This window comes from Bremerella cremea (assembly GCF_003335505.1).
Taxonomy (GTDB): Bacteria; Planctomycetota; Planctomycetia; order Pirellulales; family Pirellulaceae; genus Bremerella; species Bremerella cremea_A.
The window spans coordinates 138,119-153,294 of the sequence record NZ_QPEX01000044.1; the positions used below are offsets into that span (position 1 = coordinate 138,119).

Consider the following 15,176-nt stretch of genomic DNA (forward strand, 5'->3'; position numbering starts at 1 on the left):
CACGCCTCGTAGGTTGAGGATTGCGTTGCCAACCCAATAAGGGGCCTCAAACTTATGGACTAGAGCGGTTCTCTGGTCGCCATCGCCGAAGAGTGCTCCCCACGTTTGATCTTATCGAGCGTGAGCTTGAGGGCCATAGGCAAGTCTTTCTTCTGTGAAAATCACCTTAAAAGGTTGCCCTAAGAGTCAATCACAACCTAGCCATCCAGAGGAGGAAACAAAGGTATTTTCGAGCAACCAGTTCAGGCAAAGCGGGTTTACGAGGGTAGGGGAGGGGCATTAAAAAAACGCCCGCAGCTTATATGCTGCGGGCGTTTTTCATTTCAGGTTTTCAGCAGTGCCGATTAGCCATCGCTGCTGGAATCGCTGCTGAGCAGTGTCAGCAGTTCGTCCAAGTCATCTTCGCTGCTATCGGCGTTCTCCGTGTCGTCACTGAAGTTCTTGGCATCCCATGTCGCACTTAGATCGTCCGCCATGTCACCGATCAGTTGACCGAAGTGATCGTCCTCGCACAGTTCGTCCAGAGCAATCGCTTCGTCGACGTACGATTCAACCGCGAACTGCGATTCAGAGATACTGACGGTGCTTAGCCCCATCAGTTCCGCTGCTGGTCGCATCTGCAGTTCCGAGTAGGTCGGTGCGAAGGCCATGAAGGAGGACGAACCAACCAACGAATCGGTTTGCAGCGAAGTCGTCGTCGGGCTGGTGGCCGGCGTGACAGGACTGCTGATCGAGGCCACGATCTCGTGCGATTCCACTGCGATCGGGCTGGCCAGATTGCCGGTAGTCGATTCGCCGGAAATCATCGAGGTCTGAATCATTTCGCCATCGAGCGGTTCCGGGCTAACCGTCGAAGCTGTGGTGAAGTAGTTCAGCAGGAGAGCCAAGTCATCCGACGTGACCTTACGATCGTTGTTGACGTCGAGATACGCCGGAACCATGGCTGGATCAATCGTGTCAGGGTCGTAGGCTGGTCGGAAATCACCAACCGCTTTGCCAGCTGGCACGTCGTTAGGACCGTACGTGTAAACCCGGTTTCGCATTTCACTAACCAGGTAGTTCAAGTCGAGCCCGGTAACGCTGCTATCTCCCTTGGTAATGGCCAATGGCTTCGAGCTATTGTGCCATGGGTTAACCGCAGGAGCACCGATGGTGACTTGGTAATCTTCCACTTCACCATCCGCTGCCAAGCCAGTCGACGAGAGGCCACCGGTGCTGCTGTAGCGGAAGCGAGCAATCGTATCGCCAATCTGGAAGTCTTCTGGCAGGTCGCTGATCTTGATCAACTGCCCCAGGCCCGATGCCGAACCTGCTGGATTGATCGCATCGATGGTCAGTGCTCGGCTAACGAGAATCTGTTCACCAGGGTCATCGAAGTTGCCGTTGTGATTGAAATCGATCCAAGCATCCACAAAACCGTAGGCTTTGCTACCCGATGGTACGGTTGCCGTGATATAGATTTCGTTGGTGATGTTATCCCGCAACGTGTAATTGAGGTATGACCCAGCGTTGTTTGGATCTGGCGTACGGATGAAGATCCCGTCGTCAGTCGATCCATCACCACTGGCGTCAGCAGTCGGCTGACCGTCGATCTCTGCATCAACACTTGAACCGAGGTAGAAGTTATCGACCAGGTTATGACGAGCACCGTCCGATTCCAACAGCGTGCCGTAGGTATCTGGGGCATCACCGAAATCGACCAGGCCACCAGCTTGAATCAGGAAGCGTGTTTCACCAACAGGGTTCCCCTTGCCGTCATCGACCTGATTGTTGAACTCGATCGGGTTATTAGCGACGTCACGAATCACGTATTCCGAGTTCGGATCGCTGTCCAGGGTTACCTTATAGAGGACACCTTGCTGGAAGACGCCGGAAATCGGTACCAAGCGGATGATGTTATTGGTTGCGTCGTAATCGAATTGATAATCGATACCGTCCTGCAACACGACCGATTGCCCAGAAGAGACAATCTCTAACGTGACCGACTTGGTGCTCACCGTGGAATCGTCGACCCCGGTCCCTTGGACTTGGTTCGAGATTTCGCCTTCATCCAGCAATTGGATCGAGATGTTGGTCAGCGGACCGGAAATCCATTGGACAATGTCCGGGGTCTTATCCAGGTCTTTATTCTCAGCATCGTTATCCTGCGGATCGAACAAGTAACCGGTTGGGCCAGTGAAGTCGGCCCGGTCAAAGGCACCAATGTCGCGGAAGGTTACTCCACCAACACCGCCACTGGAAACAACATTCGGATCGTCGACACGCAACTGCCCAGTAATATCGCGTTCTGGGGCCAAGATCGGCGTGCTGTCGATACCCAGCGGGTTGACCACTTGGCTAACTTCAGGCCGCTCTTGAATGGCATCAACGGCAGAGTCGATTGCCTGGCTGCCTTCGGCCAAGTAGAAGTTTCTTCCAGCCGCGTCCACGAACAACGGGTCGTCGGTCCCCAAGATGACCGGCAGACTACCGGTGCCAACATCAGGCGAGTTGGCTCCGTTGTCTTTGAACAACGTTCGGGAGATGACCGTGTTGGCCTTCGAGGTCGCATCAGCAACCTGAATACCGGTCGCGAATTTCGCGATGATGTTGTTCATCAACGTTGGGCCAGCAGCTTCTTCAACACGAACACCGACGTCACCGTTGCCGGTACCGTACAGTGTGTTGTTGACGATGCGTCCGAACGGTACGGCTCCTAGGCTACCTCCCTGAGCGTCGCCGCTGTAGAGGATGGCCCCAGAGTTGGACAGAGCGTTGTTGCTGCTGTCTTTCGCATCGAAGAAGACCACGTTATTGGTAATCGTGACACCAGTTGCCAGGCGACGCGTATTTGCGGCGGAAGGTACGTTGAGCGGAGGACCTTGGTGCGGTCGGTTGTTATCCGATTCCTGATCTTCCACTGTCAAGCGGTCGCCAGCATCCACCAAGATTCCGTAGTTTTCCGAATTCGAGATGATGTTCGAGCTGATGATAATCTGCCCTTGATCCCGTCGTCGGTTGGAATCACCTTCGGCTTTGAATTCGTAGTTGTAACCCAAAATATTGGTAACCCACGAGTCATACCGAATGATATCGATCGATTCGTTCGTTTCGCCGGTGATTGGATTGGTAAACAGTCGAACGTTGTCATCCGTTTCGGGATTCGCAATTCGATTTACCGCCAAATACATATTCGCGTTTTGCACTGCCGTGTCCAAGTTATCGGCCACTCGCATGTTGATGAAATACTGGCCTTCGTAGGTCTTTACCTGACGTCCAGCGTCGTTCTTGGGCACCTTGGTTGGGTCGTAGCCCAACGATGCTGCTGCCTGGCCACCATTGGCAGGAAGTGGGGCTGGGTTAGCCGCGATCGAAACAAAGTAGTTGCCCGTTGCCGCAGCCGTATAGGAGTAAACGTCTTCCGTCGCACCTTCCAGCAACGTCATCGCGACTTCCGAGAAAGTACCGTTGGCGTTCTGAACGAACAGCCGCAGCATACCTTCGACACCAATCGTGTTGGCAAACGCCGTGGCCAAACGGAATTCGACCATTTGGTCTTTGACTAGCGAGAACTTATAGACATCGACATCGGCAATTCCATCCATCTTGTTGACAGAATCGTTATCACCAATGATGCCCCAGATGTCGCGTTCAGCATAAGTTCCTGCGGTAACCAGGTCACCACGCAGGTCCAAACTGTACGCTTCGCGAATCGAATCGTCCGAACGAACATCGTATTCGACGACTACCACATCGGAAGTCGTCGCTGGCGACAAGTCAACTCGATTGCTGGTCGTTGTCCCACTACGCGAGTTCATCTGGGCGTAAACACCCAACCCGGTATTGGTGGTATTGATCAGGCCACGAGCAACCTGGCCGCTGCGATCGTTGATGGCATTCATCAACCGAGCCGCAACCTGACTGTCCGAATCGGTATTGTAGAAACCGATGCTGTAGATGTTGTTATTTGCATCGTAGGCAGTACGGGTACCTGTTCCCGCCAAGCCACGTTTCTGACGTTCGGTTACGGAGTCGAGATCGAAGAACTCGAAGGTCACCCAGTTCGTACCGTCGCTGACACGAATTCGGTCACCATTACCAATCACATCCCCCGAAGCAGTCCGAATGGTGTACGACTCGTCAAGTCGGTCGTTGGTATCGAAGTCGAAACCAGGGGTCATCCACAAGTCAAATCGGTCAAGTCCGAAGAGCTCAGCTAACTCAGGTGCTGCGTAGTCGGTACCACGGCGGATCTCAAGCTGATATTCACCAGTCACCAGCTCATTTTCACGCAAATCATCGTTATGAATGAAGGCGTTGTTGGTGGTGGCATTGGTCACCATTTCGCCTCGTTCAGCGAAGCCGATGATAATGTCATCGAAGAACACCCCGCGATGCAGGTTGTCTTGGCCACGCTGTTTCGCGTTGGAATTCGCCGCGTCTTCGCGACCAACTCGCGCTTCACTGGCGTAACCGAAATCATCCCCTTGCAGGAATTCATCGTGTCCTAGGCCACTATCGTTGGTATCGAAAGAGTAGCCGTTACCGTAAATAAATTCCTGGAAGCGAGTGAACATCTCATAGCCCTGGGCGTACGCCTGGGGGGCCATTGTTAGGTTCATTACTCGTTGGGCTTCTTCTGCCAACTCTTCAGCGGTTGTTTCGCTGTTGTAGTTGATTACCGCGATGCCAGGAGTCGTTGCCGAGCTACCAATGACCGTCATGCCAAAGGCTGCGTCGGCCTGATCCAGGTCGAGGATGCCTTGAATGTTGAAGGTATCGGGAGCTTCGTCATAGATCGAAACACCTCCATTTGCACCGAAGGCCCCTAGAATCGCCGCTTGAGTCTTCTGGCGAATCTCACTGGCCGAGTCGTTCAACGAGAACACAATCGGTACGTTTCCAGCGGCAGCATCGACTGCATTCAACACGTACTCAAAGGTAAACGAAGGGTTTCCAGCGGCAGCAGCGACAAGTGTGAAAGTATTCTTGTCTGGCGCGGCCAATGGATTCAAAGCATCGGCCACACGGCCAGCACTATCGAAGATGAACGACTGTCCCTTGTTGAATTCAAAGTCCGCAGATTGGTTGTAGATATAGTCGTTGGCGGTAAACGTCCCACCATCAGCCATCTTCGATCCCTTCAACACACGTAGTTCTTCGGTGTTGAGATTGTTCCCCGTGGTACTGTGGTATCCACCAAGGTTAACCGAACCACCGGTCGAGAAATCGAAGCGTAGACGCAGGTTTTCTTGTCCGGCGAATACTCCCAGGTCGATGCGTGCTTGTCGCCAACCGGTGTTGTCGAACATTGCTTGCACACCTTCGGTACCATTTTGACGATCAGCTCGTAATGCTTCGTCGACGGCAGCAGAGCTGGCGTTACCGATTGTGTCGAACTCATCATCCGGATTATTACCGGTGTCGCTTTGCCGCAGCGTGTTATTGGTAGCTAGAAGTTGCCAATCCCCATCATCACCCGCAATAAAGACACGGAAGGCATCCGTGGCCGGCATATCTGGATTTGGTCCATAGTCAAAATCTTGGTCCTCCGTATCCAACAGGTACGTAAAGTACAATGTCGGCATATCCGAAGCATTGTACCCGTACAAGCTGAATGGATCGGTGATCACCGTACCGTGGGCATCGCCAGGGAAGTTATAGTCGTTGGTGGTGGCGTTACCCTGACTGTTCCCATTGACCCCGATGGCGTCGTATTGGTTGCCAAAGTAGAGGCTACTTCCCCCACTTTGAGCATTACGGGTATTGTCGACCGGCACCGAAACGCCATGGCCAGCTGAGTTTTGCTCGCGATTCCCCGTAACATGCCAGAGGTTTTCGTTCAGGGTGCCAAACTGTAGACCTCGGGCACCACCAATCCCTGTTGAGAGATGAGATTTGTTCCCCTGGAAGACGAACTGAGCCGCACCGTTGGCGTCAAACGCATAGATATCCCCATTGTTCGTTACACCGAACAAGACCGACGAGTAAGCAGTGTTAGTAACACCCCCACTAGTCCGTGATGGCCCCGCAGTCAGGCTCTGGAAATTGAGCGCGTTTCCATTTTCATCGGTAATGCTGGTGATAAAGTCGGCAGGAACTTCGTCACCGCCGAGTCCAAGGTTACCACCAGGATTCAAAAGCCACAAACCACCAGTGTCGGTAACGGCATAGATACTCTCTCCGATCCAAGCCATACCGGTCACCAAGCCATTGGTAGCGTTTCCACCGGTGTTGAATGGCGTATCGAAAGTGGTATTGGTAGTAATGCTTGCGTTTGGACCGAAGGTTATCACACTGCTGTTGGCAGTACCAACAGTATTACTAGCAACCAAGCCCTCTCCGACTGCTGCAGCTGTCACAGCATTGGCTACTTGAATATCTGTGAAACCCGCTCCGATATAAACCGGAACTCGTCCCGCAGTGACACCCTTGGTAGCCGAGTAAGCAGGATTCAGCAACGCATCGAAGGCGTTGTTTACCTGGTTGTAGCCAACCGAGGTACCTGCTTCGAGGAAATTAAACCGCTCGCCCGAGACGCTTACCTGCAAGTTGGTAAAACCATTGGCATTCGCATCGGCGACTGCGGCTTGAATGGCATTTGCCACCTGACTGCTCGACCAGAATTCTTCCACATTGACAACGATATCTCCAGCCGACGAAGTCTGATCGTATGTCCCTTCTATCTGAATTCCGCCAATGTTGCCGGAAATCAACGCAGAAGTGTCACCGACCAGCGAGATGCGATTCGCAATCGTGCCGTTAGCCGTTACATTCAAACCGTTCGAAGCGACGTTAATCGCATTGATTAGTTCGGTTCGGATATCTGCTGAGGTTGACGTGCTAGTAAATGGAACGCGGACCTCGTTAGCGGCTAGGGTGAGCTGACCGTTGTCGACGTTATCGAAAACAAATCGCCGGGTTACCAAGCCATCACTAATGGTGATAAAGCTCTTCGCAGCAGGGTTATTGGTGTTGTCGACCAACGCGGCATTGAAATTGGTCGTATTGATCACGCCACCGGTTTGAAACCGAATCGTCTCCGGGGTTGAGCCTTCCATTTCGAAGCTCATTCCATCTCGGATATACCGATTGCCCGCCCCGCCAGGATTCAAGTTCAACCGGAAGTCATTCCCGAGGTCGAGTTCGAAGGCCACCGGTGGGGCGCCACCTGGCCCATCAGGATCGACAAAGTAGTACATCCCATCCAGCAAGGAAGCTTGCGAGTTACCTACAGTAGCTCTCGTGGCAACCATCGCATTGATGGACCCATTAGGATTTACGTCGATACCGGTATTAATGCGGGCAGTATGATCGGTGCGAATATTCGTTTCTGAAGTATCACCATCGGTCACAATACCAATGTTGATTGGCCGCGTATTTTCTGGCATACCGATATTCGAGCTATCGCCATTGAGATCGCTGGCGTCCATCTCGAACAAGATATTGGCCTGTGGGTGAGTGGAGTTGGTAACGCCACCGCGATTACCCACAGCGTACAAATTCAAGCCGAAGATATTGTTCCCATTATTTTGGAACGTTGCGGCCTGGAATTGATAGCCCCACCCAATACCAGAACCGTCGTTACCTGGCGTCTGCCAGTTGTCTAGGACGGAGTTATTTCCAGCATTGTTGGAGGTGTATGTTCCAATGATACTGGAGGTAACCGTGGAATACGATCCATTGCCGGTATCAATGAGCAGGAAGTCGCCCGACTCCGAGTCGCGAATTTGCGATACTTCATCGACACGGTAGGCGTACAGCTTGCCATCTGGTGACATCGCCATGTCGTCGTAGGCACGACCCGCCCGGCCGATGTAAGTTTCAATTGCCCCAGTGAATGGGTCAACGGCGTAAAGGTCGCTTGTTTCCGTTCCGGCATCGGTGCTTAGGAATAACGTGAAGTCGCCCAGTACGTAGGGGGAAACATTCTCGCTCGTATCATCCGTATTGATGATAGAGGTCGAATCTGGGGCGGTTGGCGTCGAATAGTATTCCACCCCATCGAGATGATCTTCCACAATCCGGCGAACCGAATTGATCGGCTCTAAACGTACCAACGTATTGGCAGCATTGGCACTGAAGAACTGATCCATCTGGACCGAAGTCTGTGCTTGCGAGCTAACCGCCACGTAATAGGTGATCGGATTATCTGGCGTTCCGGCAGGCAACATGATTGTGCCCAAGTACGGATCTGCTGTGCTGGCCGACCCACGCGATTGATCGGCAAGCCCGGCACTACCAGGGGTTTGTGGGTTCAGCAGGTCATCGTTCACTGCCCCCCGGTCGCTGATGAAGATCAACCGACCACTGGAGTCATATACCGAAACGATCGTGTTGGCATTATCGAAACCGGCAGCGTAATCCAGGTCGATCACTAGCGAACCATATTCCGAGGCAGCGCTGGTACCACCAATCGACTGGATCGAATCGAAGTCGAAGTTAACTTCGTACCAGTCGACGTCCAAGCCAGAGAGGTTATCGAGCTCACCGGCGACACTAATCGCACCGCGATCCGAATTCAACACATTGCCCAGTTTCTGAGCGTTGCCGGCGGTATCGTTGTTGTTACCGTTTTCCGACGATTCACCGAGCACCGGCGAGTGCCCCGGTTGGCCATAGATCGAGATGCCATTTTCCGCGTAGCGAATGTCTGCAAACTGGATCGAAGAGCCGGCCAGTTCGTCGACTTCGCGAAGGCGAACGTTCAATTGGTAAACGCCAGAGGTCGTTCCGGCCATGACGTTGCCATCGACCGACGTCAGATTATCGGAGTTGCTGCGGACACGAACATGATAGGTTCGAGCGGTTCCTGCTTGTCCTGGCAACACCACGCGGAAGCCTGCGTCACGTGGGTTGTTCGACCACAGATCTTCGTCGTAGAAGCCCGACTTCTGCAGCGGGTTGGTGACACTTAACAGACCACTTTGACCATAGAAGCTGTCGCCCGATTGATCGTATGAGTTGGACGAAGCGGCCAAAACGTTGCCGTCACCGTCGATTAACTCGACGACCACGTCTAAGTAGTAGCTGGTTTTGTCGATATCGAACCAGACTTCAGTACCTGGTTGAGCGACAAAGCTATAAACATCGACATCCGCAGTGTTGCTGAGGTAACCATTGACCTCGTAGCCCAATCGCTGCGTCTCGTTCCCGCCGTACTCGTCCGGAGCCAAGTGGCCCAGGTATTGCGATGTAAGCGGGCTTCCATTAATCCCCTTACCGGTCAGGTTATTGGCTTCAGCTTCTACCACGACCTGGACATTGCGATCGTTGGCAAACTGCTCGATAGTCAGACCTTTCCAGGCACCAGGCAGTGGCTTGGTGGCATTACCGTCATTGTTCGTGTCGGTCTGGGCCTTACCAAATTGATCGAAGCCCGCTCCAACCGTATCGTCGCGGAAATCGGTGAAAATCACCGGGAAGCCAGCTTGGCCGACCACGTGCAGCATACCACCGATACGATCATCGATGTCTAGCTGAGTCCCGGTGGCAACAAATCCGGCATTATCGCCGAACAGCTTGACAACTAAGCTTTCCGTTGCGGAACTTTCGATGCGGATACCACCGTAGGTATGGAAGTTGGTTGAGTAGATTGTGTCGTAGACAACATGGACGATATCGGTATCGTCCCACACACTTTGCGTCGTCAGCACACCACCCCGCACAACCATCGCGTTGAGGTCGTTGTCGGTCAGCAGGTTGCGACGAATCAAGGCACCCTGGTTGTCTCCCAGGCCTCGCTGGGCATCCAGATTCCCAGTGGAACGGCCCCAGTCGACGATCAGATCGTAGCTGAGCGAACTGGTATCGACACTGAGCACGTTGGCCGAGTTGTAGCGGAAGTTATTACCAACAACAACCGATTGCGAGTCACGCATGAAGATGACCGCGTTGTCGTTGCTCATGTGGCCATTACGGGTTGCGCCACCAGCGTTTTGTCCCGTTTCATCGTAGCCGTCCGCGTTGTATTCGAAGGTCGAATTCGTAATTCGGACAACAGCTTGGTGAATTTCAACCGCGTTAAATTCGGCCTGGCCACCAGCGACCCCCGATTCGCCACCGCCATAAGCAATCAAAGCCTGATCAATACTGCCCGACGAAGCGTGAGCGAAGTAAATACCGCTCCAATCACCTTCTGAAGGCAGCGTTGCCTCGCCGTTGTTGTTGGTATCGAATGTTCCACCGAAACCATATCGATCGTCATGCAGCGAGGTAAACACAACCGGTCGACCGGGTGCACCTTCGGCGATGAAATTCGCTCCCATTTCGACTTCGATGCGTCCGGCATTGAACTTCACGACCACATTCGGATCGACGACTAAGCTGGCATCGAAGCGAGCGACGTAAACCGGTTCGACATTGATGCTTTGACCGGTTAGCGGCAAACCATTGACATCGAAGAAAGTCGCATCGAATCCACCTTGCATCGTGATGATGCTGTTTTTAGTCTCGGCATCGATGTTTAAGAAGTAGCCGTTATCAACAAATGCTTGACCATCTCGGAATTCGTTGATGTAACCAGCAATCAATTCAGCAAGATACGATTCGGTATAGTTCAACGCTAAATCGCTATCAAGGTCGATCGTAAAGACCTTGTTATAAGCCAGCCAAACCGGTGAATTATTGTCGGACGGATCGAAGTAAGGATTGAAGTAGGCATCACCTTCGGTAATGGTCTGTCCTTGTCCGCTCTTGACGAACTGGATAACCATTGTGCGATAGTCGTACGGACCGGTATCCGACAAGGCGATAAAGCGGAGATAGCTACCTGCTTCAATATCGGAAAGATGACTCACCTTGATGGCGTCATTCATATCGGAGTAAGCGCCACCAGGAGTCGAATCAATATGCAACGCTTCCTGGATCACATAGACCATATCGGTATCGTCGAAACGACCGGTAACCGTCATTTCTTCGATCGGCTGACCAGGGCTGGAACTGACGCGTACCAACATACCGTTGGTCGAGTTGTTAACCACTCGGTTACCGAAGATATCGGGACCAACCCGCTTGATATCAGGGGTAAACGCAGCAGGAGCCCCCTTGTAGACGGTATAGTTCGATTCCTCGAAGCTATTCGGATCGGCTGAAAGCGCAGCCCCAGCGCTCAAACGGATCACGTTGTAATTGATCGTTGGGCGGGATTCTTCCAAGTAAATCGGAGCGAGCGAAATGTCCGCGCCGTCGACTTCGGTAATACCGCCAGCATAGCGGAATTCAGCACCGATAATGGAGTTAAGGAAAATGCCGCTATCGGAATAGGTACCGCGGAATTGCTCGCGATCGACTTCCTGGTTGAAGAGAATACCACCCCAGTTGCCCGGGCTTGCATCCCCTTGCAGATAGCTGGCATTGCCTACTAGCTCGGCATCTGGATCGTTCAGCAACTTGGTTTCGCGATAGGAAGTCAACGTAACACGACGGTCGACACGCTCGCTGTCGATGGAAGTTTCTATGATGTTCCCGCTGTCGTCGGTGCGGGGCTGGTATCGCTCCGGAATACCGAGGATCTGCAGAGCAGCAAAGCTGCGATCATCCGTTACCGAGGTGCTGCCGACCTGAATGCTGGCATTGTTAAATTTGAGGATCGCACCTTCGTCGATCATCAAAGTAACACCCTTCGGAATGACAATATCGGTGCCATCCCGTAGCGGAGCATTGGTCAGTGGATCGCGACCAATTAGATAGGCAATATTGTCTTCAAGCGTTTCTGACTTGTCATTGATGCCTGGCAACCCGATCACACGGATCACGTCACCTCGGTTGGCACTCTTCGCAGCAGCAATTGCAGCGGCAATGGTTTTGAATGGCTGGTTGATCGAGCCCGTTGAAACGACGTCCGTATAGGTAGCGTCGACAAACAGAGTACGCGGAGCGTTCGAGGCCAAAGTGTCGTAGGTTGACGGCTCGGCACGGAACCAGAAGTTGTAGTTCCCACCCGCAATTCCATCCAGGTCGCCGTCTAATGCGGCACCTGCGGCTGCGCCACTGGTAACGACAATTGCTTGCTTCTGAATAATCTCAGGGGAAAGCGTGATCGGGCTATTGGCTGCCAGCCCACTAAACTTGATGACATTCCCCGTCGATGTCGCATCGACACCAAAGTCAACAGCGTTAACTGCATTGACCAGTGCGGCTACGATTTCGCTTTGCAGCGAAGTCGCCAAGATCGGTACCGCAATGTGATTGTTAGAGCTAAGTTGCCCATCGGTATCAAACTCGAAGATCCGATCGATATTACTACCGTCTTTTAGCGTAATCGTTGAACCATCGACAAACCCGCTGCCGTCGGCTTGCACAACGATCGAGTTCAACTGCGCTACCGTCGAACCGGTATCGCGGAGCGAGTCATTGACGGTGGGGCTAAATCGCAGCTGTAGTTCGTACTCGCCTTGAGAAGTTCCACCGAAGCCAGAGTCTTCAATGTTTGGATCGTAGACGTCGTTGCCACTAGCTGAAACACCGACGTAGTAAGTCCCCGGTTCCAGCTCCAGCTCCATGAATGGATCTTCGCTGAAGTAATCGTTGTTTCGTGCAATCGCTGTGTAACTGCCGTCACCATTGCGACGATACAAAGTGAGTGCAGCATCTAAACGGCTCGAATCGTTCAGTCGTTCCGCGACGATTTCCGCAGATAGTGTCCCTCGCTCGGTCACATCGAAACGATACAAATCGATATCGATCACGTCTGGGCGATAGAGGTGCTGCAGGTGGGTAATATCGAAGTCACCTGGCAACAAACGTTCGACATTCTGGCCGAAGTCGAGATTGTTTTCATCTTGCCCCATGTTCGTGCCAATAGGCAGATCATAGGTATGGTCGAGTCCCAGCAAGTGGCCAATTTCGTGGAAGGCGGTCCACTGCCAACGCGAGCCAACTTCATCGTCGCCAGGTTGGTCGTGGTCAGCCGTTTCCATAATGGCAAGCCCACTGCCAGCCAAGCCAGCGGCTCCGCCAGGCCCAGTCGGAATTTCTGGGTCCAGAGCACGCAAGTCACCGGTAACAACGCCCAGATTCGCAACAATACCATTCGGGACTTCGATGAAGGTAATCCCCGAATAAAAGCTGTAGATCTCGAAGATCTCGCGAGCACGTTGCTTTTGGGCTTCGGTGATCTGATTGTGCAGCAGTTCCCCGGTCGAACTGGCAGGATCGACGCCATAGATTTCGGGGAAGTTATACGTCAGGATCGTGACACCCATTCCGTTGGTGTCTTGCCCATCGAGATGGTTCTCGCCACCAATTTCGATATCTCGGTGGCCAGGCTCATCGTTACCACCTGGCAAAGCGATATCGTACGGATTCGTATTTTGAATCTTGCCCCGAATCACCAACGCTTGCGTATTGTCGACAATCAAACCAGTAGTCTTATTCCCTAAGACCATGCTGACACGATTGTCTTGCGTGCCGCGCAGTTGCGACCGATCGGCACTGAATCCAGTGACGGTCGAGGCCGTAACGTTGAAGGTACCACCACTATTGTCAGATTCGTCAATAATGGCAGCACGAATCGCAGCCGCCAAGGCGGTGGTCGTTCCATTGAGCGAGCTGATGTCAATCTTGATATTGCCGGTGGTGGCAGTTCCGTCCGAAGTCAACTCGAACGTGCGCAAGTTGCCTAGACCATCGTTGATGGTAAAGGTCGTGTGATTGACGGAAGCCAAATCTCCGCGAGTAACACGAAATTCGCTGTTGCCGGCAAACAGATTGGTACCAGGAGCGTAGCTCTCCAGCCCATCCGAACTCTGCAAATCAACCGAGGTCGCCAAGTCGGAAAGGTTGAACGCGGTCTCGAAGCTGGAACCAGCGTCGGTGCCGTCGTTAAGGGTCGTTGTGTCGAGAATCTGCGATCCCTTGCTGGCGATACCACGAACACCAATCTGCAGACGGAAAACGGTCGCATAGCCTGCATTCGAATCGGAAGCGTCGATCAGCGTTTCAATTGGCTCGCTGAATTTCAGCATCGCCAAGTCGGTCTCGGGATCGTAGGTAACCGATTCTGGATAGAACGATTGCGAATCGTTGCCTAAACCTAAATCGTTATTGCTTGCCGTTGAACTGTCGTTGTCTGCGTACTGGAATGTCAGCTGGTAATAGTCTGGATTGTTTGCCAACGTTGGGTCGAGATCGTCGTCATTGAAATAGACGTAGATCATATCTCGAGCAATTTCGAGCTTACCGGTATCTTGATTTCGTGTAACCGGTTGCGGTACGACCGACATCACCTGCGGAGCCAGGTTCAGCTCGAAGTTGCGAGTAAACGCCTTAGCACTGTCACCATCTATATCTTTCAGGGCGCTGGTCACCTGAATTCGGTAGATATCGTCCGGCAACGCCTCGCCAAATCGCACCACCACTTGGCTAGGCTGATCGCCGATGCCAATGAACCCTTCAAAATTCGAGCCTGGTCCGGTGATTTTGACGTCGTCAGACGTGCCCAGCTTGCCGTCTAGACCAGCTCGAAAAATGACGATGCCATCAGCTACGGATGTCGGGTCGATCAAGTCACCCGCGTCACCGACTTCAGCGAAGTTGAACGTCAAAGAGCGAGGCGAGATACCACGCACATCGTTCTCTTCGAGCAGTTCCCCGGTGTTGGGCTGGATACTAACCAACTGCGGAGAGAAATCGGCAGCCAGAAGTTGCCGAGCTTCGAGCGGTTCGTATTGCATACGCCGCTGCTTGGTCTGCCGAAGCTGGCGGCTCTTCTTGTTTAGTTCGCGTCGTTGTGCTCGGGTAAGCTTACTCGCATGACGATTGGTCATTTGGCAAACCTTCTTATTCTTCGTAAAAGCTGGTGCTTGAGTAGGTAAGTTCGACGGCAACGTCGTGTCGCAGATCGGGTGACAAGGCCGCTAGGTCACGATTGAGAAACGGCAAATTAGATAAGGGGAACATGGCCGACATTTAGTAGACCCAAGTCGGATTATAATTACCCAAATTAACACTGCAATTTCTAGCTAGAGGATTCAATTCATTTCGCCCATTCGTCTCAGATCGCCATCTTGCGGGATTCCCAGAAAGTTCAACGACATTTTCTGGCATCCGAAAAACGTCCTAAACAGCGTCTATCATTGAGGTTACAGGGCATTCAAATTCTACAAGCTATCTGTTTAGCTGACCTAACAGCGGTACTTGTCGATGTTCTGACGCGTCTAACTGTCTGCTAGTTCCCGTATTTCCCCTAGAATCTG

2 protein-coding genes are annotated in these 15,176 nt (G+C 52.7%); both read right to left on the minus strand.

Translation table 11 applies throughout. The features are described 5' to 3' along the window. Window positions 1-344: 344 nt before the first annotated feature. Entirely contained in the window at window positions 345-14,747 is a 14,403-nt protein-coding gene (locus DTL42_RS20135) for a GEVED domain-containing protein (protein WP_114371405.1), read from the minus strand. Between the two features lie 13 nt (window positions 14,748-14,760). Beyond that, window positions 14,761-14,889 carry a hypothetical protein gene (locus tag DTL42_RS26970; RefSeq protein WP_261341604.1) on the minus strand — a complete coding sequence of 43 codons (129 nt, stop codon included), beginning with the start codon at window positions 14,887-14,889 and terminating at the stop codon, window positions 14,761-14,763. Window positions 14,890-15,176: the final 287 nt, after the last annotated feature.